Here is a 23465-nt window from a genome sequence, read left to right as displayed (position 1 = left end):
ATAATACTTGACATTATAGCCTTGATTAATCGCCTCTTCGCCCAAAGCTATAGATAAATGGGACTTTCCAGTCCCCGAATTCCCAATAAAAATGACATTCCTTTTCTGCTGAATATATTCGCCTTGAAAGATGTCCAGAATGCGCCTTTTGGGCACATGTGGGGCCTCCTAAAATCGGAATGAGAGGAGGTCTTTATGTACCGGGAATTGCGCCTTTTTTCTGGCAGACTCTTTCTTCTTGATTTCCCGTTCAGCTACTTCAATCGACAATAGATGAAATAGAAATTCTTCATATGTGATTTGTTGCTCATTTGCTTCTCGTAAAAAAGCATCAACCTGGTCACGTATTGTCGGTAATCTTAGCCTTTTTAAATATTCATCCATTTGAAAACGGTGTGTATTCAGTGTATAAACCTTCCTTTCTGTAATAATTGATCATACGGGCTAAATGTGGGGGCCTTGACAGCGACAGCCTGTTCCATTTCATATTTGATTGGTGCTGGTTTAGCTGCTTCTGGCTGTGTCATAAGGTAAAGATAATGCTTTACGTTATCAGCTGTGAATAACTGTTCTTTTACACAACTTTCAACAGCCCGTTCTACCATCTCTATTAAGAATTCCCTATGAAGCTTCAATAGTTTAATAAACTCTTTTCCATGGCCATATCTTGAAAGGGTCCTCTTATAAAATTCTTGGTAAATTGGGGGAAGTTTTGCTCTTCTGACTGGGCGCGCATGCTGTATAGCCCTTGGTTTTCTCTCCAGTTCATCCAAATAATGATCCACTTCAAATACTTCTTGGAGTCTTTCATATGACCGTTCATGTTTGGCAACACAACTTCCGTCCAGCCATACCTCTACATAATCTACATATGCATATATGAGTGCTTCTTTTCTTCCGGCATATCTTGTTGGTACAGAATAGCTATTTGTTTCAAAATTCACAAGGGACAAGCTGTTAACACCAGCTTTTACCTTTCTTGCGCAGGGATGTGTACCGATAATTGGCAAAAGATATTCTTTCTCCTGCAGGAATCGATCCCCGACTCTTTCTTTCGTTTTTGGTACAAAGGTGTCCTCATAGGCATCGCATTGTTCCATTAAGTATTGATTTAGTTCCTGAATCTCACTTACCCGTGGAACAGGAACTAAAAATTGAGCTCGGGCTGTTTGAACCAGTTTCTCCACTTGTCCCTTTTCATTTCCTTTTGCCGGCGCACAAAATTGAGCATCAAAGAGGTAGTGTGATCGAAACTGAATGAAGGCTTCTTGTTCTTCGCGCTTGGTGCCTTCTAACACTTTCTTTACCGCTGTTTTCATATTGTCATAGACAATCGTTTTCGGCACACCACCGAAATAATCAAAGGCATCTGCGTGCCCCTGAAATAAAGCCTCCTGGCGCTGATGCGGAAACACTTTTACAAATATCTTTCGGCTATACAGAAGCCTCATACAGAAAAGCATTACTTTTCTTTCAATACCATTCAGAATGATGATGACTTCTCCCCAATCAAATTGGGCGAATTCACCAGGATCAAATTCCAACGGAATNTTGGATAGGTTACACTTAGTTGGACAGATATTTTAAGGTCAAGTAGACTATTACTAATACATTAGGGGAGAACCTACCATGACCAAAAAAGATCGTCGAACATTTACCGCAGAATTTAAAGAACAAATGGTCCAACTTTATTCGAACGGCAAACCGAGGAAGGATATCATTCGTGAATATGATCTCACCCCTTCTGCTCTTGATAAGTGGGTGAAGCAGAGTCAAACTTCGGGATCCTTTAAAGAAAAAGATAACTTGTCACCAGAGGCACAAGAATTAATTAGGCTACGAAAAGAAAACAAACAACTGCTCATGGAGAATGACATTTTAAAGCAAGCAGCGCTGATACTAGGACGAAAGTAAATGTGATTAAGAACAACCAGCACAAATACTCGATATCAGCATTGTGTAAAGTCCTACAGATTCCAAGAAGCACGTTTTATTACGAGGCAAAAGAGAGGAAATCAGAAGACGATGTTACATCTGCAATCGTGGAGATCTTTCAAAACAGCCGTCAAAACTATGGGACACGCAAGATTAAGGTCGAGCTAAAGAAGCTTGGGCATCAGGTATCCAGACGTCGGATTGGACGGATCATGAAGGATCAGGGGTTGGTTTCATCGTACACAGTAGCCCAATTCAAGCCTCATTCTTCAAAGTGCAACGAGTCTAATCAAAAGAACGAATTAAACCGTGAATTTGATCAAGAAGAAGAGTTAGCGGTTGTCGTAAGCGATTTAACGTATGTAAGAGTCAATCAAAAATGGCATTATATATGTCTCTTTGTCGACCTTTTTAATCGAGAAATGATAGGATTTAGCACAGGTCCAAATAAAGATGCAGCCTTGGTTTATCGTGCCTTCGCGTCCATTCAAAAGGATTTGCGCAAGATTGAATATTTCCATACAGACCGGGGAAGTGAGTTTAAAAACAAGCTGATGGACGAAGCTCTGGAGACATTTGACATTAAGCGATCATTAAGCATGAAGGGCTGTCCGTATGATAACGCAGTAGCTGAGGCAACCTTCAAGATTATTAAAACAGAGTTTGTTAAAGGTAAGCATTTTGCTAGTTTAGAAGATTTAACAAGAGAATTACAAGATTATGTTCACTGGTTTAATCACATTCGAATCCACGGAACATTAGGCTACATAAGCCCAATTGAGTACAAGCAAAAACACCTTAAAAAAATTGTCTAGATTAGTGTTGACATACCACACTTCCGCATTAATATAATCGATAGCGTTTTCCTTTATTAAATTTCCAACATATACATTTTCTTTTTTAGGTACGTGGCCAATATGATGTATATTCCCATTTATATTTGCAATAACTTTTATTGCATTCTTATCAAATTCGTTTTCAGGCTCTATTTCAAAGGAAATACAATCTCCTAATTCTACATCCTCGAATTCAGATACTTCTGCGTAGTACTCAATAATATCTTTATTAGTCCAACCTCCATATGCATCAATATCATTTTCCTTTGCAATTTCTTTTGCAATTTTTCGAATGAGACTTTGAATATCCTTGCCTTTATCATTTTTAAAAGTAACGCCTGCCACATTAATGTTACTTTTTCTTGCGGCTTAACTTTTATGGTTTCTGCTTGTTTATTATTTTCAAGTTCAACGATTTCTTCCAGTACCATTTCACTAACTTCAATATTCTTCTCATTCAATGATTCATGCTTTTCTATCTGAGTAGCTTTTTCTTTTTCTTCTGTAAGATTGACATCTTCTATGATTTCTTCAATCTTTCGACTTCCAGGTTGCAGATTTATTTGTGATCCGTTACCTTTAATACTTTTATATAGTTTTATATTTAGAACAAGTAGTATCGCTCCACTGATTATAAAGCCAATTAAATCACTGTTTGTTATCAAACTAAATATAGCAGCTAAAAACACCATAACTATTAAACTAAATATAATTGATAAAGCCATTATTAATCGTGTGTTTTTCATGCTTAACCCCTCCCTATTGAATATATTTCCAATATACGTGATTTTTTATATAAAAAAAACACTATGCTGCATTTTCTCATAAATTATTCGTATATAACTGACAATAAAAACTTGGGGGCCGAACCAGGAGAACAGGAAACATTATTCACAAAAACATGGGTAGATATAAAAACAATGAAAGGAAGTGAATACGACAGTGTAACCATGGCGGGCGGGGAATGTGGTGAAAATCAAAATTTATTATTCACTATATGAAGAGCATTAAGTCTACTATGAAAATTATATACAAAGGATTAACTTATGGTATTGAGAGTAAACCAATGATGATGAAAACAACCGAACTATTATCATAATTGCAAATGCTTTGGTGTCTAATTAACCGTTGGCTAGATTAGTGGAATTTGATTTGTGCATGCTCATGTTGCTTGAAAAAAACGAAATACATGCAGTATTCGATTGGTTAAACTTACAGCAGGCTGTAAGTATATTGCTTTTATTTTTATTTCTTTGGTTTCATGCAGATAAACGCGATTAGGAAACAATCTACTTTATTTGTTAAAAATTATAAAATATAGAATAAAATAGCTTTTTATTGTTTTTTTTGCATTTTTAGAATATTATTAATGTCCTATACTATCTTATTAAGTCAAAGAGGATTGTTATGAAGCTTTCAAAAGTATTATTATCAACAAGCTTATGTTTTACTCTATTTACGGGGTTTTCACTAACAGAGGTAAAAGCAGCAACAAACGATGATTCAACGATAGTACCACTTTCTTGTCCAGAAGTTGGAACATACAAGACATCTTATAAATCCAAGACAACTTCTAAAAAAACAGAATTTACACATTATGCAACAAATAATAGTAGTACGCCTGATTCAGTCACTAGATCTGTTGCTATTTCTCATGTTGCTACAGTTAATATAGGAGGAGAGGCAACATTTAAAGTTTTACAGTCAGGGGCAAAAATAAATGCAAATGTTGGATATGGATGTAATAAAACGAAAACTCTTTCGACAACTTGGTCTGTACCGAAAGGAACTTGGAAACTAACAGCTGGAAGTAGTTGGGTGAGATCTATAGGAACTCGTTATAAAGTCGCGCCACCTTGTAAGTTAACAAATGCAACTACTGTAACAGCAAATTATACTTATGCAACATGGAGTAATAAAACGAAGCAATAATACTTATTCCTAGATTATTCACCGATATATATAAAATCCCACAGAAAAGCCGACTTGTTGGCTTTTCTGTGGGATTCTCTTTTTCACTTAAAAGATGAAAAAAGAATCCATTTCTGTTATGGTTATTGCGACTAAACACCAACCAACTAGAAAGGATTCTTCTAATGGCTACTTTATCGCAAAACACTCTACATTTCAACCGTTCCATTAAATTGTCTAATGATGGTGGTGCGCTTTCTTCTGACACTGGAGAATTCATTTTTCGTGAGTTTGATGAAAAAATCAGTTTCTCACAAACGATTTCAAAACATCTCCAATTAAAAGATGAACGCACGTATTGCTTCCATACGAATGAACATTTACTTCGTCAAAAAATCTATCAGCTGATCGCTGGCTATCATGAGGATGATGCAGCGGACCGTTTAACACATGATCCGGTTTTCACACAGGTTCTTGGCAAATCTGCACTCGCTTCTCAACCGTCCTTATCACGATTTTTTAAGCGCTTTGACACGGAAGCACTAAACCAACTTCAATCAGCCAATCAGGAACTGCTTGACCGGGTTCATCATGCTCGACAATCGAAGACACTTATTTTCGACCTGGATTCCACACATGCCGATACATACGGAAACCAAGAAAATTCTTCCTACAACGCGCATTATTCTACAACAGGCTTTCATCCACTAGTCGCATTTGATGGGCTAACAGGTGATTTCTTGAAAGCGCAATTGCGCCCGGGAAACGTTTATACTTCCAATGGTGTTGTAGATTTTATGCGCCCACTCATCGAGCACTATAACGAAGTTTTCCCCGAAAAATCTTATCTAGTCCGTGGCGATAGTGGCTTCGCGGTGCCTGGTCTATATGAATTATGCGAAAAGGAATCGGTTTACTATATCATTCGTCTAAAAGCGAACGCCAAGTTAAAAGCACTTGCGGAAGAACTACACCCAGCACATGAAATTCATGATGTGTCCGTGACAGAAAGCTATGTAGAGGAGTCCATTTACCAAGCATCTTCTTGGTCAAAGCCTCGTCGTATTATCATTCAGTCCATTCGCCCTGCTGGTGAATTGTTATTTTCACATGCCTTTTTTGTGACGAGTCTGGGTGAAGCCTTTTCGCCCCAAGCGATTGTTACATCTTATCAACAGCGGGGCACAATGGAGAATTTCATCAAAGAAGCGAAAGATGGCTTTGGTTTTGATCAGATGAAAAGCCATGATTTTCTGATCAATGAAGCTCGGATGATGTTGAGTCTGCTTGCCTATAACTTCACGAACTGGTTACGGACATTCAGTTTTCCGACCAAGTATAAGGGCATTCAAATCCAAACGATTCGTACCCGGCTAATCAAAGTGGCAAGTAAGTTGGTGAAATCCGGACGCTCGCTATATTTTAAAATGTCCTCGAGTTTTGTGTATGAACGCTTTTTTTGGGACGTACTCACCCGAGTGCAACAACTAAAATTTGAATAAATACCCTTTTAAAATAAATCGAACCTGCACCAAGGGAGAAGTCTGTCCAAAAATCGGTTTCCTCCCAAGAATCGTTTTAAATTTCCTGTCATTCGATTATTTTCTCCGTAAAAATTCACCTAAACTTTAAAAATTTCATTAAATACCCAGAATTTCAGATCACGGTGAATAATTCAGGTTATTCATATTTTAAAGATTTCAATGTAATTCATTGAAATCTTTTATTACTATATAAAGAGGTGCCCATATATGTTCTATAAATATACTTACGCAATTATTATCTCTATAATCTTTTTAGTAGGTTGTAACAACTCAGAAAATACAAACGAAAAAACTGCAGATAATTCAATCGAATCTGAACAGGCTAATAAATCTATCCAAAATAAGTCATTAGAAAAAAAACTACTTCCTCCTAAATTCAACATAAGTAATTTTGAAATGAATTATTTCGCTGATAATAAAGAATTAGTTTTTTTAATGAATTATGAAATTGATGTCGAACTATACGAAATCTTACAGGATAATAAACAACAGATTTACTTCTCACTTGAATATCCAGAAGAATTATATGATATTTTAAAAAGTAAAAACAGCGAATTACTTTTAGCTGAGCAACCTAAAAATTATAAGAATAAATATCAAGTTCAATTTAAACGATCCCTTGACTTAAATACAAGTCAGTTAGAGAAAATCAAGGAAAATATATCAGGTTTCAATCTTATAATAGCTGATCATGATAAAGAGGCAATTGCTCATTTTATTGATTTAGCTGGGTTTAACAACTTTGATCCTAATACTTCAAATTCTATTCACATAGACGATACAACTAATTAAAATAGTAATGATTACGGTCACCCAAATGTACCATCTCCGCCATTGTTTTTACCAAGGAGTGACAAGAAATTTACCACTAAACGACAGGTTGTTTATCAAACTAGTGGAAAAGGTAAGCGAAGCGCTTCTTAATACTGAATAGGCGGGTATGAGAAGCTTGCGGCGGGCAGCCACATCATACCCGTCGGAGTGTCAGTGTCAAGAATGCCTTTGGAACGGGCCATAGGAGGGTGGCAAGTGGGATGTCCACTGCGGGTAAATTCCTTGTCAAAGGGTGGTAAAAAAGATGGCGCAGGTGGTAAAAAGCCGTCAAAGTAATGAATTATTTAGATTACTTACTTGCGAAACGCATATTAAAAACCGTTGGTTTGGCATTTTTTTATTTAGATTTTATTATTATACTTTAAAATCATATGGCCGGTATTATGTGATTTTTGCCCGAAAACCATTGATATATAGGGGTTTATAAGTCAGAGGAGGGTGAAATGCTCGCGCTTTTCCAACGTTTTTCTGCAAAAAAAGAGAGGTTTCTCATGAGTTGCGCAAACTTATGGGAAGCCTCTTTTTCATTTTTTTCGGTAATGTGCGGATAGACTAGTGTTATCACAGTGGTCTAGCGACCGATTATCTCTTCCGGTCTAACCTTTACTTATGCCTGGCAGAAGTATATTATTTTTTAGAAATGGTATGCATCTCAAAAAGGTAATTTGATTACTTGTATAGAATAATAGTAAAAAAATGGTTTTTAGGGAGCCAGGTAAATAAAAGATCAATATTTTTAATTTAGCTGGGCTTTGTTAATTAGAGACGAATTGGTAAAGAAATGTATTGATAACCAAATTACAGGATTAAATAAGTGGGTTAACCATACCTCACAGTCGGCTAAAGAGCAGAAAAGGGGATTATATTGGACAACTTGAATTAACTGTTCGTGAGTACGAAGGTAATAAAATTGGCTATGGTAACCTTTATTATTTAATACCCGGAATGCGTGGGAAGAATAAAGGTATAGAATTGCACAATTATGCGATGCGTATTTTTGCTAATAACGAAGTTAATGAGTATCATTTAAGAGTTTCTTCATTGAACGATGCTGCAATAAAGTTTTATCGGAAAATGGGGATGGAGGAAGTTGGTTTCAAAGTTGGCGGTAAAGTTATTAGGATGAAGGGGTATTTATAATTTTAAGTTTGAATGTAAAGGAGCATAAGTATGGCGGGAAATAAGGACAACCATCAAACGAATAAGATTACTGGGATGGCTTCATTAAAAGAGAGGCTATCCGGGTTGAGAGTGGCAGATCTTCAGGAAATCCGCAAAAAACTGGGAATCAAAAATATAAGTTCCTTGAAAAAGGCGGAGTTCATTCAATATTTGTCAGAGGCAATTCCTTTTCTATTAAGCAATATTATCAGCCAGTTCGATGAGCGGCGATTGAGTTTAATAAAGGATATCATTGCTAATAAAGGAGTAATTAGCGCAAAGAATTTAGAAATAGAGGAAATGGAGTATTTCGATAAAACTGGTTTAATGTTTACGGGTTTTCGGGATGGTGCCCAAATTGTCATGATTCCTCTGGAATTATTGCCTTCCCTAGAAGAAATAGTTCAAGACAAAACGATACTTTCGGATGTTAAGCGGAATACCGAATGGATTAAGATAACCCGCGGATTACTCTATTATTATGGAACAGTGCCGCATGACAAGCTAGTGGATTTAGTTGAAAAATATGCGCCTATTCGTTCCGATTACAGTGCCTTCAACTACGTCATATTTGATGCGATGGAATACTACCAAGAGTTTTACATTGACAAATACGGATATTCTTATTGGGAAGTGATGGATCCTTTAGTTATCTTAGAGGAGCAGGCATCTAGAAAGAACCTGGACTATTATCCATTCACAAAGAAACAGCTGCTTGAAGCAGGCGAAATGAACTATGTGGAGCGTCCCAAGGGTTATTCTCAGCTTCTGTCGCTGTTAATGCGGGAGTATCGGATGCAAAAACAAGAGGCGACGGAGCTTGTTGAGACTTCTGTTATCCATGTAAAATTAGGCTATCAGCCTTGTCAGCTCCTGCAATACATTCAGACCAAGCTTATATTCGAAAGCTTAGACGCTGTGCAAAAATTGATGGATGTCCTTGTGCTTCTGATGAATAATACGAGAGAATGGTATTTAAAGGGATACACATCTGAAGAGCTAGCTGCTCGTGAGAAGAAAGCATTATTGCCTTTGCCCGAAAAAAAAGGAGAGGTCATCAGTCTCCAAACCCGTCAAAAGGTTGGCAGAAACGATCCTTGCCCGTGTGGAAGCGGGAAGAAATTCTAGAAATGTTGTGGAAATTGAAATCTGGCCGGACTATAAAGAAACATGGGTAACCATATCCGCCTTCGACTCTAAACAGATCTTTTTCGATATATCGAAAGGGATCTGTTTTATTTTTTTATAATATCAAAATCCACCTTGGTTTATAAGCTGACCTTTGCTTAAACGAAATAATACAACAAAAGTATTGCTCAAATTAATAAAAATTTATTGTAAAACGATAAATCATACTCTATAATCATAATCAGAATTAATAAGTGAGGTGCTTTTTATGGAAAAAGTAACAACATTGTTTTTAAAAATAGCTGTTATTCTTTTAGGAGTTCCAGTTCTTGCTCTGTGCATCTTTTTGGTCCCAGAGATGGCGAATCTTGCTGCAAAACTGCTCCCAAGGTTTGCTTTTATAAAGTATTTCGTTTTCATCACTTTTGATGCATCGGCAATACCATTTTATTTTGCTTTGTTTCAGGCTTTCAAACTCTTACGCTATATTGACAAAAATAAAGCTTTCTCCGATTTATCTGTAAATGCTTTAAAGAAAATCAAATACTGCGCCATCATGATCAGTATGCTGCATGTGCTGGCTTTGCCGCTCTTCTATATTTTTGCGGAAGTGGACGACGCACCAGGAGTTATATTTGTCGGATTGGCTGTTCCGTTTGCCTCGATGGTTATCGCAGTCTTTGCCGCTGTTCTCCAAAAACTTTTACAAGAAGCAATTAATATCAAATCAGAAAATGATTTAACGGTCTGAGGTGAAATAACAATGGCAATAATAATTAATATTGATGTGATGTTAGCAAAGAGGAAAATGAGCGTAACAGAACTTTCTGAGAAGGTGGGCATAACAATGGCGAATCTTTCTATATTGAAAAATGGAAAGGCAAAAGCGATTCGATTATCCACTTTAGAGGCAATTTGTAAGGCTTTAGAATGTCAGCCTGGAGATATTTTAGAATACAAAAGGGACGAAGACAGTTAAGAGGATGTCACTGCTCAGTAAATACAAACAACAATCTAAACATGCTAGTATATCTATTAAAAAACAGGACAATAACCAACAGATTTACATCTCACTAGAATATTTACAGAAGAACTTTTATAATATTAATTCCCCGGATATATAAGGATGTCAATAAAACCTATTAAAAGGCGCGGCACTTAACGTTAATAATGTTAAATGCCGCGCCTTTTATGTTTTACTATTACCTAATTCTTATGCTATAAAATCAAACTAAATTAGAGCTAAGGTGATTAAAGATTTAATAATGCATCTAATACAAATTCAGAGGTGTTTTGATGGATTTTGTTGTAATCCTTATCCTCAACCCATTTCTCTGTACTTCTGCTTACATGAACCACTAAACAGTTTGCAACCGGAATATTATAAATGGAACCTAATAAGAATAGGACAGCGGATTCCATTTCACAGTTAATAATATTGAACTTATTATAATCTTCCACGATATTTGGTATCGGTAACTCACTGTTTATTTTCGGCGCTCTTCCTTGTCCTAAATAGTAAGTCTCTGTCGTTAGCCCTAAACCTACGTGTACCTTTTGGTTATTTTTCACTAAAGATTGATTGATTTTCGAAAGAAGTAAAGGGTCTGCCACTGCAGGGTATGTCTCAGGTACATAGGAAGAGAACATTCCACTTGATCTTTGCATTCCACTGTTAAGAATGATATCTCCTGGATTAATGGTTTGATCCCATGCTCCACATCCGCCACAACGAACAATTTGTTTTGCTCCATTTTCGATTAGTTCCGTTACAGCAATTTCTGTTGACCCTACACCTATACCTGTTGAACAAACGGAGACTAAATGTCCTTTATAATATCCGTTAATAAGAAGAAACTCTCTGCTGTTACTAACTTCCTTCTTATTTTCCCACTTTTCGGAAATTAGCAGTACTCGTCCTGGATCACCTACAACAATCGTCGCTTCACCTAGATCCCCGGGCTTTAAATTTTTTAAATGAATACTCATAAAATTTTTCCTCCATAAGAGTGATAATACAAAATTGATTCTTCTTATTTATTTACTATTTACAGTAGTAATATTAGTTTTAGGGACTTTTAAAGTCAATACCGTTAGTAAAGAAATACAGTATAAAACAGCTAGGAAGGCCATTACATGAGTGATTGTGTAGCTGTCCATTAAATATCCGATTACAACTGCAGAAAAACCGCCAACTGCCCTGCCGACATTAAAAATAATACTATTTGCAGTTGCTCTTATCCTAGTTGGATAAAGGTTACCGACAATCGCACCATAACCTGCGTTCATACCGTTACAGAAAAATCCAACAATTGCACCGCCAATTAAAATGGCGAAACTACCGCTTGCGAAGGAATAAGCAATTACAGAAACTGCTGATGCAAATAAATAAAAGGAATAGGCAACTTTTGCGCCGAATTTATCCATGACAAATCCAAATACAAACATCCCTAGGGACATACCAACAATCGTTACAACCATCCACATGGAGGAACCGGAAACTGTAATTCCAGCCTTTTGTTGAAGTATGGAAGGCAGCCAGTTCATTAATCCAAAATAGCCTGCAACTTGGACAATTGCCATTATCGTTAATTTAATGGTAGTACTTGCTCTATTTTCAATAAACAGTTCTTTAATAGAAATTTTTTCTTTCGTCTCGCCTGCTTCTTTTTTCGCTTTTTTCCATGTTTCTGACTCATCCAATTTAAAATAGATAACGAGTGCGAATAAAATCGGGATTGCACCGAAAATAAATAAACCTTGCCATCCTAAACTTGGTACAATAATAGCAGCAGCAATTGCAGCAACGATTACCCCTATTTGTCCAGAAATTGTTACAATAGAGTTCATGCGTCCTCTTTTTTCTTTAGGAAAAGCATCAGCAATAATTGACATTACTACGCCATACTCACCACCGCCACCAACGCCGACTAAAAATCTAAATAAATACACTAGTTCGATGTTCGTGGCAAATGCGGTTGCTCCAGTCGCAATAGAGAAGATTGCGACGGTTATCGCAAAGATCTTAACTCGTCCGTATTTGTCCGCTAGTGGACCAAAGACGATTCCGCCAACTAGCATGCCAATATTTGTAACAGTTGAAATAAGTCCTCCAGCTGCTCCACTTATTCCAAAATCTAAAATCATTGAAGCTAAAACAAAAGACAACAACATGGTAGACATACTTTGGAAACCTAATCCTGTTGCCGCGCTTGAAATCGCTTGCTTTTGATAGTTCGACATTGAATTAGAACTCATCATTAACTCCTCCTATTAATTAGTACGTAACTATCTTAATACAATGAAAGCGTTAAATTAATTGGTTGTTTACACAAAAGAAAATGCTTAAAAACGTACAAACCTCCAATTGTATTGCGTTTACCTTTCACCGGACTTAACATTGCTTTTATTATCCGTACTTTTATACAATAGTATTGTTTGAATTGCCGCATTTGATTATACAACCAGCCTTCAATAGTATTGCTGATCATTAAAAAAGCAGGTGAAAAATGATGATTGTGCTAAAAAAACTTGTGGAACAGCCCACTTGGAAGTTAGAAAGCATGAATGCAGTTGATTATTCAAAAATACCGATATTAACGATTACGGTAATGGAATCCTTGAACCTAAACAGCTGGATTAGGGGGGGAGAGTTCTTATTAACTAGTACCTTTACATTGCCGAATGAGGAAGAACTGTTGAACTCATTAATAAGTGATTTGAAGGCATTGCGAGTTTCTGCATTAGCAATTAAAGTGGTTGATGAGCAATTTAACATACCACAGTCAGTGATTGAAAATTCAGAGAAAATTCAGTTTCCGATATTTTTTATACCGAAAAAACTTACGTATTTGGATATTATGGGCCCCATTAATAGCCAAATTTTCTATGAGCATGAAATAAACGTTTTAAAGGAAAGAATTTTTAGCTATTTAATGTTAAATGAAAATATAAATGATACGGTGCTTCAAAATACTACAAAAATAATCAACTTAAATTTAATGGATAAACATGTTACGGCTTTTTCGATTTTTCCTTATAAAGAAAGCAGTTATTCTGTAAAGGAAATAGACAAAATCTTTAACAAATTTTATGTGCAATGTTCAGACTTGCAGCAAAAAAAAGCAATTGATGCCTTTTTATTTTTAAGAAAAATTAATAGTATTGACTTCTTGCTTATTTCATCAGAAGAAAAACTAAAGGGTATAAATGTTCATCAATTGCTTTATGATGCAGAAGGCAGAAAGCGTGAATATGAAAACTATAAAATCGGTGTAAGTTCCATAAAGCCTATTTCAAAAACGAATTTGGCAGTAGAAGAATCTATCTTGTGTATTCAGTTAAATGAAATGATTGGAGATTCGAATGCAATTGATTTTGAACAAGTGAAACTATATAAGTTGATTTGCGAAATTTATGGATCCGAATTAGAGAACTTTTTAAAAGATACGTTAAAAAGTGTTTTTCATAATGAGAATTTAATGAGAACATTGCAAGTCTATTTTCAAAAAAATGAAAAATTAAAAGAAACGAGTCAAGAATTATTTTTGCATATTAATACGCTTCATTATCGTTTGAATAAAATAGAAATGGAAACAGGATTACGCTTTTCAAAAATGAGCGAAAAAGTCAAACTTTACCTTGCTACAGTGAGTTATTGGATATTGAAAACAAAGGGAATGAGGTTTTCAGATGAGTTATCCAATGACAAATGAACAATTTTAGGTTAAACGAAAAAAAAGCAGAAGAACGTTCTTCTGCTTTTTCCATGGTTACTTTTCAGTAGTACTAGGAATGTTGAATATTTTTATTGCCATTCAACGGTATGCCCTTCATTGTGATGATGGTGATGAATGAGATCAGATAAAGGATTGATAGGAATAGTATCGCGATAGAAAGGCTATATTTATCTAATAAGAATCCAATGACAATCGGTGACAGGCCGCCGATTCCTCGTCCTAAGTTAAAAATAACGTTATTTGCTGTACTTCTAATCTCGGTTGGATAGAAACTACTAATTAATGCCCCATATCCTGCATTCATTCCATTGGCAAAGAAACCGACGATCGCCCCGCCAATTAACAAGGTGATTTGACTTGATGCAACAACATAGAGAAAAACAGAAGCAGCGGATGCGAGTAGGAAAATACCATAAGATAGTTTTGCTCCTAATCGGTCCATAATTTGCCCGAACAACAGCATTCCTAAGCACATTCCAAATATGGTACTGATCATCCATAAGGAGGAGCCGCTAACTGTTAAGCCTAATTTTTGTTGAAAAATCGATGGCAGCCAGTTCATCAGTCCATAATAACCGGCCACTTGGACAGTAGACATGATGGTAAGAGCAATTGTCACATAAGTTGTTCTTGGAGATTCAAATAATCGTTTGATCGATGTCTTGCCATCTCCCTTATTACTCGTTGCTTTCATCTTTTTCCATTCATCTGTTTCAGGTAAATGGCGTCGTACCATGTAAGCTAATACCACAGGTATGAGTCCGAAAATAAATAAACCTCTCCAGCCGAATGTAGGAAGAATAAGTGCAGCTAAGATTGCAGCTACAACAGCGCCCATTTGCCCGCCAATTGTAACCCAAGATGTCATCCGAGCTCTCTTTTCCTTAGGAAAAGCTTCTGCAACCATGGCCATACCGATTCCGAATTCACCACCGGCCCCAATTCCAGCGATGAATCGTAAAACATAAATCGTTGTAATATCCTGAGCAAATCCCATTAAAGCGGTTGCAACAGCAGTAATCAAAATGGTAAAAGAGAATATTTTAACCCTGCCGTATTTATCCGCTAATACTCCAAAAATGGTGCCGCCCAGTAACATCCCTAAATTTGTGATAGAAGAGATTGAGCCGCCAGCTGCGGAGCTGATTCCAAATTCTGCAATTATCGTACTTAACGCAAATGACAGAAACATAATATCCATACCTTCTAAACCAAGACCAAACATGGAGGAAGCCAGGACTTTTCGTTTATATTTAGCCTCATTTTGCATCACATGCACCATCCTTTCGATTTTTATATTAAAGCGCTTTTATAAAACAGAACAATAAACAATAGAGTGACTCTTAAAATTTTATCTTAATTTTTATTAAGTTTTTATATTCATTAAGACAAATTAAAATAATAAAAATTAGCCGAATAGACAATTGAAGATTCTTAATATCGACCTTCCTTTACAGATGCGATTAGGAGGAAATTGTCAGCATTTCATGAATTTTCAAGCCCAAATAGAGCATCATTTTATCATCTGATCTTTGTAAGCTATAACCAGTCAGTAATTCAATCTTGTTGATTCGATACTTTAACGTGTTGACATGAATAAACATTTCCTGAGAGGTCCGCTTTAGATTTTCATTAAACTGAAAATAGTACGTTAACGTTTGGACTAGATTCAAATCATAATTTTTATCATTTTCAACTAATTTACCAACTGTTTCCTCAAAAAATTCTACAAGTTCTTTCTCATCTGCCAACTGGTGAAGGAGTCGATATACTCCCAAATCATCATAAAAAATAACGTCACTATGATGTTTCTTAGAAAAACCAAGCTTAACCGCCTGTTTTGCCTGGAGAAAACTTCCTCTTATTCCGTTAATATCTTGTCCGCCTCGTCCAACTCCGATACAAGTCCTGCCGCTGCCTAAAAAATAGGTTAGGTCTTGAAATAATCGTTTGCAATGATGCTTGAATGAGGACTCTTTTGATTCCTCCAATGGCACAATCATACATATGAAATTTCTGACTCTTCCCACAAGAGCTCCTGGAAAATATTTTTGAGTATAAGATTCTACTTTATTCATGACCATAGATTGTTCAAATTCTGAATTATTTTTCTCTCTCATTAATAATAAACATACGTATCTTCTGCTAAGGGATAACTGATATTTTTCCCCTCGTTCTCTTATGACATTATCATTCAAAAACTCATTAAATAGTAATTCTCTAATAAACTCTTCCTTATATTGCTGCTCCATTTCATTTTTTATTTTCATTCTTAAAAGGTCCTCTTGTATAACAACATTATGGTTAAAGATTGCATGCATTACAGGAGTCGAAATATCCAAATAACTCACATGTTCCGGAATTTTTATCACCGGGAAGTTCAATAGCTTGGCCTGCTGCAACAGATTATCTGGAATGCAGTTCAAAAAACTCAATGGTTTAATAGCTATTGCTGTCACTCCTGCGTTATTTAGGGATGGTATTAAATTGCGTTGTGCATCCATATCATCCTTAATGGAAAACAATGAAGTTAATAACAGCTCCCCGCCTTTAAGCCATTTAACTGTATTCGGAACTTCCATGACCGTAACTTGCTCAATCTCTTTGTGCAGTCCATTGTGTCCTGTAACCAATTCACACTCAGAAAACTTCCCAAGTTTCATTGCATTTTTCAGGGTAATTCCCATGATAATCACTCTTTCTATCCTCAAAAATAAACCATCTTCATTCCGCCAATTTTATTTTAACCTCTAGAACTTTCCTTACTCCTATATGTGAAGTTTATCCTTTAATAAAAAGAAATGACCCCTGCACTTTAGCTGAAGTCATTTTCCTCATACTAAAAATCGTTTGGGGGTCCAAGAACCTTAAATAAGCAGCTTAAACTCTTCCAGATCTACTTCAAGTGCAATAAAGCATTCTTTGATTTTTGAAAAAAATTCTTAAACGTTTTCTATAAGCTGTTGACGATACATCCCTTCCTACAAGTAAGAATAAGTATAATCATATAAGAAACAGACACAATAGTTCAACAGAATTATTTATACCCATATGTCTGCCCTTTCATGGTTACCGAGTGATTCCCCTTGCAATGTAAGGGAATTTATCCGGATTGTTTTTTTCCGTAGAGAACGAAAGAGGTACAAAAATGGCTTTGTATTCCCTGTGAAAACGTTCACAAAAAACACTTATTCAAAACGGGGAATGACTGCTATAATTCCTAGAGTAACCACTCGAGAGGTTAACGCAACCATGATTGAAAACGGTTTTTAAGGTGTGAAAGTTTGAGTTAGTAAATAAAAAATTTTATCTAATAGGAGATACACGATGAGCGGCTATAACGCAGTATTAGGAAGAAGTACGGAAAATGCTCCAAAAGGTTTCGCTTCACAATCACAAACTGTAGCTTTTTCTCATTACAATAATCTTTCAGCTCAATTACCTATCGAACCGAAAACCGGTAAATTGGTAGCTGGTGGTATCAAAGAGCAGGCTGAACAGTGCTTGAAAAACATCAAAGCCGTTTTAGAAAGCATCGATCATGTGATGAGCGATGTTGTTAGGATCACTGTATTCGTTAAGAATATCAAAGATCTTGACGCTGTAGACGAAGTTTATAAAGCATTCTTCCCTACATACGTTCCTTCAAGGACTGCAGTGGCAGTGGCAGCTTTACCGATGGATGCTTTAGTGCAAGTTGAAGCACTTGTTTCAAACGGTGAAGGTACTATTCCAAACGCACCACAAGCAGGCGACCTCATAAAGCTTACAAATAACACACATCATGCACCAACAAGTGCTCTATCTACACAAACTGTGGCTTTTTCTCATTACAACAACCTTTCCGCTCAATTACCTATCGATCCTAAATCAGGCAAACTGGTAACTGGCGGGGTAAAAGAGCAGGCAGGACAGTGCTTGAAAAACATTAAGGCAATTTTAGAAAGTATCGATGTTCCTTTTGATGATATTGTAAAAATCAATATTTTCCTGAAAAACCTATCGGATGTGGAAGCGGTAAATGAAGTATATACAACATTTTTCCCAGACTCTGCGATTGCAAGAGCTGTAGCTTATTTCCCTGCTCGGACAGTAGTGGCAGCTTCAGCGTTGCCAATGGATGCTTTGGTGCAAATGGAAGCAGTAGTATCACACGGAGATGGAACACCTCCACAAAAGGTTGAAGACAGGCATGGAATTGTCATAAAAGCAAACAACACTGAAAATGCACCAAAATGTGCTTTATCTACACAAACTGTAGCGTTCTCTCATTACAACCACCTTTCTGCTCAATTGCCAGTAGATCCTAAAACTGGTGAAGTAACAGCTGGCGGCGTAAAAGAGCAAACGGAACAGTGCTTGAAAAATGTTAAAGCAATTTTAGAAAGCGTTGACCATGCTATGGAAGATGTCGTGAAAGTGAATATCTTCCTGAAAGATATCTCTGATATGGAAGCAGTCGAAGAAGCTTACGCAACATTCTTCCCAGGCGGCATTCCAGCGCGTAGAACTATTGGCGTATCCGCTTTACCTAAAGACGCTTTAATCCAAATCGATGTCGTTGCAGCAAACGCAGAGGGAACACCTCCAAACGCATAATAGGCATTGCTCCAACCCCATGATATAAGATGAGGGTGGATAGAAGGAGCTTCTCATTTAGTTCAGTGAACTTGTGGGAAGCTTTTTTTCCTTCTGTTAAAAAGCCAATATACTAATGCAAGTAAAGAGGAACCGATATTTTAAGGGGATAAAAATTACATTCGAAAACAAAGGGTCCCCATGGAATGAGGACCCGCTTTCTATTATTTATTGCTTGATTGTTGCGTATGGATGCAAGGTGGTTCCGCCGATGGAAACGCTGATTTCCTTAGATAGCGGCATGTTTCTTTCATCTACAACCGTTCTCCACCATTCCCATGCAAGGCCAGTACATTCTTTTGCATAAATGTTAATGTTTTTTGCGTTAGGCGGTAGTGGGATGACAGTGGAGAAATGGGCTGTTCTGTCTTTGTAGTTCCCGTCCCATGTTTTATGCGTGAGGATTTCTTTTCCGCTATTATCATAGGAAACTTCATCCCAAGATACAGCAAATTGCGCTACGTATGCACCGTAGTGATCAAGCTTTATTTGTCCTTTGGAATATTCAGTGGCTGTCGTTTCAATATAATCTGTATTGTTTTTAATGGCAGCTACGGAATGGTCCTTTAAGAACACGCTTGTGTACGATAGCGGGTAAGCTGGATTTTTCAGGCTGAATTCTGCATTATTTTTAATAATATTGCGGATCTCATCAAAGTCTTTTGTCACTACTTTGTTATGCTCTTTTGAGTCTCCTCCTAGCACGACTGCAGTGAAAGTACTATCTTCTAAAATATCTTTGTACTGCGTACTCGCTTCTACACTGTTATTTTTCAATAAAGCTTTGAAGGCTGCTTGTACATCTTTACTTTTTGAATTCGTTTCCAATTTTACATAAATGGTTCTTCCATAAGCAACATTTGAAACCATCACCGGCGGCGCTGTGTTGCTGACCCCTTTACGCATTAACTCTCTGAAGGTTACATTTTGACCAAAGAGGTCTGACGGATTATTTGGCAGCTCGGCATTGACGGTATAGAAGATTTGTTTATAGGCAGCAACCATTACCTTTTTCTCGCCGTTCGCAATGGCATCAAAATCGATTCCGAGTGAGTTATCAAGAATCTTCGTGTTTATATTCAATGCGCTCGAAATCTGGGATTTACTATATACCATGGACTCGGTATATTGTAATCTTGATGGAAGTGTATGTGTTCCGGAATACTTATCACTCCAAGTAGAAACTAATTTATCAATTGCGCCGGATACGGTTGCGTTTGTTGGATTTTCTACTTTAATAGAATTTTGATCCTTCATACCTGGTAAATCAATACTAATGTTTAATGGTTTTCTTTCAGCAACTAATAAGTTCGGTTGATTCTCTACAAAAGCGCGGTTGGCTAGCTGAATCGCCCCTGGGTATGCGCGATTTGCAATCGAGTCAATAATCGAGATATCCACTGGGGAGGTAGTTAGGGATTTCTTCACCCGTTCCACAACGATGAATTTCCCGTTAGCATTAATCCCCTCCCGTGGAACAAAGCTTTCAATCTGTTCTCCTTTTACTGCCAGTATTTCGTTGGGATTGTAGTTTAAATTAGCAATCCCCTCATCAATATCACTGAGCCTGCTGCTTTCTTCCGTGTTTTCGTTTTTCGGAAGATCACTTGCAAATGAGACTAGCGGATAAGATGTTACGAATAAGGCTGCAGATAATGAGATGAGTAGTTTGGTTCCTTTTAAATAATGAGATATTTTCATATGATGCCCTCCTTTGGTGAAATAGTAGCATGTGATAAAAATGGTAGTCTAGTGATTTTTTAGATAATTTGAAATTACGGTAAAATTTCCCTATATTTCATCATGAAAATGTAAAATGGAATAGTGCTAAGCACTTATGAGGATTGAAAAAGAAAGCAACGAACGTCATTACTATTGTCACGAATTCTATTTTTGTATTGAACATATTGTCATACATGCTGATATCCAATTAAAAAGAGTTTCATCTTTAATAAGAGAGATTAAGATGGGGAGCTATGATTGCATAGAATGTTGGTAAAATGCTGAACTTGCTGTTAACTGCTTGCGTTTGAAAAGCACAAAATGTTTCGCTTTCAACTGCCAACAGAGCTTTAGAGATAAAGTTATCTGTATTGTGAAATTCATAATTGGTTGTAATGGTGAATATACTTGTTTCGATTTGAATCGAAAGGGGTGTCATGATGGGGTATAAAGATAACTACGAAAGGGATGCCTATGGAATTGTAGCTTTTTGGCTGCAAAGTAATTTGGATCATGGGCGTTTTTTTGACAGGGAAATTAGCCATCACGAATTAGACCTTGCACGTACAAACCAACAATTTGTTCAAAATATGATGGGGATATGGCAGAAAGCCGAGGCAAAGCAGAGTGATCTTGGTAATTTGATTAACGATTCCCAGCAAGTTATAAGTGAGTTCCGCAATTTCTTAGCATTTGGTATGCATAAGGCTTTACACTGCGACGTTATTGTTTCGACTCCAGTTGCGCTTATGGACCATATGATACGTGAAGCCGATGAGTCCAAAAAAGTCTTGAAATTAATGCAAAGTGGAAGCCGGCAGCTGATAGCGGATGCAGTTTTACATGAGAGTACGTTTTGGCTTAGACAAATGGCAGATCATCTAGCTTTCCTTCAGCATTATTTAGATCCATCCAATTATGATCTTCAAGAAAGGGTTAGAAAGATGACCCACAAGTTTGAAAGACTGTTTCTCCAAGCAAATGCACTTAGAACGATAGTGCGGAAACCACGTACAGAACTGCTGCCAGCTTTAAATACATTTAGGCAAATGGTTATATGCGAGGCTAAAGATTTAGAAGCCTTTAAATTAGAATTAGATACATTAATAAAGCAATGTGCCGTCATTACTACTGCACCGCCAGATTTATTAGAACACCTTGCCAGGGAAGCGCATCACTTCTGGAGAAACTTAGAAGAGGGAATTGTTGCATAGTTTCATACCATCAATACCATAATAGAAGGCTAGGATGTAAAACATTCCTACTTCATGCAACAGGAGTGTTCTGTGAAGAATTGAACCATTTTAATTCGTCCACTTTTTCTCCCAGTAATGAAGCTGAAAAGGAGATTTAACTGGAAGAATGAAGTGGTTTATTTTTATGCAATTAAAATATTAGGAAGGGCTTATCAAACATAATTTAAACTCACTTAAGGAAAGGGATAATTGTATCAAATATACACATAGCGGTTGTGTTTTTACCAGAGGCACTTAATACGCTGCCGGGTGATATCCAAGTGATATAATTCAGGATCGGGATTTTCATAGTAAATAGCGGCATTTACTTGGGGGTTATTCGGAAGAACTAAAGGTTGATTTTCTGGCCTACATCCGAAGGCGGTTCGCACTTTGGGTGGACGGAACAGTCACAGTTTCTGTTTCCTATAGACCCAGCCAGCTTGCTCCTTTTACAATCCAAAAGAAAGCCAATTTCTCTTGAGAACAGGCTAGTTCCAACCCCAACTTTTTATAAAACTCAATGGAATTACTTAAATTGGTTAATGGCAAATGCGCTTCGTATAAACCTTTAATCAAATAGTCACTCCTCTAAATGGCAGGCTCCATGAGCCACCTCTTGCGATACCTCATTATAAAATATATTTCAAATATTTACAATATTATGCATTTTGTTGTAGAATAGGAGTATGAAAATATTGTCATTTTCTTAACAATGGCTCTAGAAGGAGAAAAAATGACTAACCCAATGTCCTTTCAACTTGTGAAAAAAGGTTTCATGCTCTTCGTCCAACTCGTCTTACTCCTTTACACTGTAACAGCATTGGCTTCATTTCCAGCATTGTAACTCTTTTCGTAATGATTGTTGCTTTTAATTATAACAAAGAATAATTTCCTTTTTATGGTGTTATATAAAGAGAGGCTTGTTCAGCTAACAGGCATGTTAATTGAATAAGTGAAACTTAATTAAATGGGTTTCGTCTAAATCTAAATGACTGCTAAATAAGGGATTAGAGGGTAATATTGATGAATAAGGTTTCTGTTCAGTCGTTGCTTTTGGTTCTGGCACTAGTTTTCCTGGCAGGTTGTACCAACGAGAAATGGGAGGAAAGCAGTATTTTTGAATCAGGTAACTACAAAATGATTGGAGTCGAAGAAAAACTAGGTTTTATTTATGATGATTCTGAAATAACTCGATTCTATACTGACAAAGAAAACAAGTATATGTGGCATCTGTGGGGTAATCCAGAAAAGTTAAAGGGAGATTTAAAGGTTATTGCTACTCATAATCAAACAAATGAAGAGGTTACCGTTATTGAAGGGTTGTCTTTAGCAGGAGCCCACAATGGTGCGGATGCCCATACCCCTTCGGTGATATCTTTATCTAAAAGCGGAATGTGGAAATTGGATGCTTACGTTGATGACAAACTACACGGTTCGATATTTGTAAAAGTTTATGAAGAATAAATTCTTCGTCCCACTATTCAATTATGGGGGCTTTAACGGAATAAGAAATACAGTCGTTCCAACCTCGGAATGGCTGTTTTTTTATACCTCACGTAAGAAATTGACGGTAATACTATTTAAATTTTGACAAGCATAAAGGAGCATTGGTTTATCTGTTCCTTTTCAGCCAACTTCTTACTTTGCTGAAGGAAGCTGCACCAGTAAAGATAATTATCCAAATACTTGTATACACCCCTAGGGGTATTGCCTGCGCCTAACTTGAAACCTCTTTTTAAAGAGGAGGAAATTAGCTATCAACTGCAGGGAACACCGCTG

General features: G+C 36.7%; 20 protein-coding genes and 3 pseudogenes. 12 read left to right on the top strand and 11 right to left on the bottom strand.

The features are described 5' to 3' along the window. A pseudogene (locus tag BQ5796_RS17740) lies at positions 1–384 on the bottom strand (ATP-binding protein); the annotation flags it as partial. A 17-nt stretch (positions 385–401) separates the two neighbouring features. Then, positions 402–1544, bottom strand: a complete 1143-nt coding sequence (gene istA, locus BQ5796_RS16245) for an IS21 family transposase (RefSeq protein ID WP_234969405.1) — start codon at positions 1542–1544, stop codon at positions 402–404. Between the two features lie 85 nt (positions 1545–1629). On the opposite strand from istA, the gene BQ5796_RS16235 reads away from it, so the two are divergent. Further along, a protein-coding gene (locus tag BQ5796_RS16235) for an IS3 family transposase (protein WP_141769930.1) occupies positions 1630–2750 on the top strand; the annotation gives its coding sequence in 2 pieces (ribosomal slippage) (positions 1630–1879 and positions 1879–2750; 1122 coding nt in all). Here the strand turns inward: BQ5796_RS16235 and BQ5796_RS18550 are convergent. Both BQ5796_RS18550 and BQ5796_RS18545 read right to left on the bottom strand, forming a co-directional pair. After that, positions 2694–2924 (bottom strand): HIRAN domain-containing protein, encoded by a 231-nt coding sequence (locus BQ5796_RS18550; protein ID WP_234969407.1) that lies wholly within the window; start codon positions 2922–2924, stop codon positions 2694–2696. The genes BQ5796_RS16235 and BQ5796_RS18550 overlap by 57 nt on opposite strands. Before the next feature lie 26 nt (positions 2925–2950). Beyond that, complete coding sequence (locus tag BQ5796_RS18545; RefSeq protein ID WP_071461416.1) at positions 2951–3517, bottom strand: hypothetical protein; 567 nt, start codon at positions 3515–3517, stop codon at positions 2951–2953. Between the two features lie 661 nt (positions 3518–4178). On the opposite strand from BQ5796_RS18545, the gene BQ5796_RS16225 reads away from it, so the two are divergent. The 7 genes from BQ5796_RS16225 (at position 4179) to BQ5796_RS16195 (ending at position 10328) form a co-directional block, all read left to right on the top strand. Next, positions 4179–4703, top strand: a complete 525-nt coding sequence (locus tag BQ5796_RS16225; protein WP_071461415.1) for a hypothetical protein — start codon at positions 4179–4181, stop codon at positions 4701–4703. A gap of 164 nt (positions 4704–4867) precedes the next feature. Then, the gene (locus BQ5796_RS16220; RefSeq protein WP_071458948.1) at positions 4868–6184 is read left to right on the top strand and encodes an IS1380 family transposase; all 1317 of its coding nucleotides are present in this window, start codon (positions 4868–4870) and stop codon (positions 6182–6184) included. 249 nt (positions 6185–6433) lie between these two features. Then, a complete protein-coding gene (locus BQ5796_RS16215; RefSeq protein WP_071461414.1) occupies positions 6434–7018 on the top strand; it encodes a hypothetical protein in 585 nt (194 codons plus the stop codon). Positions 7019–7870: 852 nt separating this feature from the next. After that, the gene (locus tag BQ5796_RS16210; RefSeq protein WP_083413200.1) at positions 7871–8200 is read left to right on the top strand and encodes a GNAT family N-acetyltransferase; all 330 of its coding nucleotides are present in this window, start codon (positions 7871–7873) and stop codon (positions 8198–8200) included. A 30-nt stretch (positions 8201–8230) separates the two neighbouring features. Further along, entirely contained in the window at positions 8231–9349 is a 1119-nt protein-coding gene (locus BQ5796_RS16205) for a YecA family protein (RefSeq protein WP_071461413.1), read from the top strand. A 268-nt stretch (positions 9350–9617) separates the two neighbouring features. Next, complete coding sequence (locus BQ5796_RS16200) at positions 9618–10100, top strand: DUF2975 domain-containing protein (protein ID WP_071461412.1); 483 nt, start codon at positions 9618–9620, stop codon at positions 10098–10100. A gap of 12 nt (positions 10101–10112) precedes the next feature. Beyond that, a complete protein-coding gene (locus tag BQ5796_RS16195) occupies positions 10113–10328 on the top strand; it encodes a helix-turn-helix domain-containing protein (protein WP_071461411.1) in 216 nt (71 codons plus the stop codon). 272 nt (positions 10329–10600) lie between these two features. Here BQ5796_RS16195 and BQ5796_RS16190 read toward each other — a convergent pair whose 3' ends face one another. Together BQ5796_RS16190 and BQ5796_RS16185 are read right to left on the bottom strand one after the other, a co-directional pair. After that, entirely contained in the window at positions 10601–11338 is a 738-nt protein-coding gene (locus tag BQ5796_RS16190; RefSeq protein ID WP_071461410.1) for a nucleoside phosphorylase, read from the bottom strand. Between the two features lie 48 nt (positions 11339–11386). Continuing rightward, positions 11387–12610, bottom strand: a complete 1224-nt coding sequence (locus BQ5796_RS16185; RefSeq protein WP_071461409.1) for an MFS transporter — start codon at positions 12608–12610, stop codon at positions 11387–11389. Positions 12611–12858: 248 nt separating this feature from the next. On the opposite strand from BQ5796_RS16185, the gene BQ5796_RS16180 reads away from it, so the two are divergent. Then, a complete protein-coding gene (locus BQ5796_RS16180; RefSeq protein WP_071461408.1) occupies positions 12859–14064 on the top strand; it encodes a PucR family transcriptional regulator in 1206 nt (401 codons plus the stop codon). Positions 14065–14137: 73 nt separating this feature from the next. Here the strand turns inward: BQ5796_RS16180 and BQ5796_RS16175 are convergent, their stop codons facing one another. After that, the gene (locus tag BQ5796_RS16175) at positions 14138–15358 is read right to left on the bottom strand and encodes an MFS transporter (protein WP_071461407.1); all 1221 of its coding nucleotides are present in this window, start codon (positions 15356–15358) and stop codon (positions 14138–14140) included. 193 nt (positions 15359–15551) lie between these two features. Further along, on the bottom strand, positions 15552–16775 hold the full coding sequence (locus tag BQ5796_RS16170) for a PucR family transcriptional regulator (protein WP_071461406.1): 1224 nt from the start codon (positions 16773–16775) through the stop codon (positions 15552–15554). Between the two features lie 640 nt (positions 16776–17415). Between BQ5796_RS16170 and BQ5796_RS16165 the strand changes: the two genes are divergently transcribed. After that, the gene (locus tag BQ5796_RS16165; RefSeq protein ID WP_071461405.1) at positions 17416–18687 is read left to right on the top strand and encodes a RidA family protein; all 1272 of its coding nucleotides are present in this window, start codon (positions 17416–17418) and stop codon (positions 18685–18687) included. A gap of 207 nt (positions 18688–18894) precedes the next feature. Here BQ5796_RS16165 and BQ5796_RS16160 read toward each other — a convergent pair whose 3' ends face one another. Next, positions 18895–20427 carry a thiol-activated cytolysin family protein gene (locus BQ5796_RS16160; RefSeq protein ID WP_071461404.1) on the bottom strand — a complete coding sequence of 511 codons (1533 nt, stop codon included), beginning with the start codon at positions 20425–20427 and terminating at the stop codon, positions 18895–18897. 458 nt (positions 20428–20885) lie between these two features. On the opposite strand from BQ5796_RS16160, the gene BQ5796_RS16155 reads away from it, so the two are divergent. Continuing rightward, entirely contained in the window at positions 20886–21662 is a 777-nt protein-coding gene (locus BQ5796_RS16155) for a DUF2935 domain-containing protein (protein ID WP_234969404.1), read from the top strand. Positions 21663–22112: 450 nt separating this feature from the next. Here the strand turns inward: BQ5796_RS16155 and BQ5796_RS17990 are convergent. Then, positions 22113–22262, bottom strand: a pseudogene (locus tag BQ5796_RS17990) (VOC family protein); the annotation flags it as partial. A gap of 447 nt (positions 22263–22709) precedes the next feature. On the opposite strand from BQ5796_RS17990, the gene BQ5796_RS16145 reads away from it, so the two are divergent. Next, complete coding sequence (locus BQ5796_RS16145; protein ID WP_071461402.1) at positions 22710–23150, top strand: DUF4871 domain-containing protein; 441 nt, start codon at positions 22710–22712, stop codon at positions 23148–23150. Positions 23151–23231: 81 nt separating this feature from the next. Here BQ5796_RS16145 and BQ5796_RS17870 read toward each other — a convergent pair. Then, positions 23232–23374 (bottom strand): annotated as a pseudogene (locus tag BQ5796_RS17870) (IS1595 family transposase); the annotation flags it as partial. Between the last annotated feature and the right edge of the window lie 91 nt (positions 23375–23465).

The organism is Bacillus massilinigeriensis (genome assembly GCF_900111815.1).
GTDB lineage: Bacteria > Bacillota > Bacilli > Bacillales > Cytobacillaceae > Mesobacillus_C > Mesobacillus_C mediterraneensis.
The sequence above is the reverse complement of the archived record's forward strand: the minus strand, read 5'-3'. Positions and strand labels throughout refer to the sequence as shown.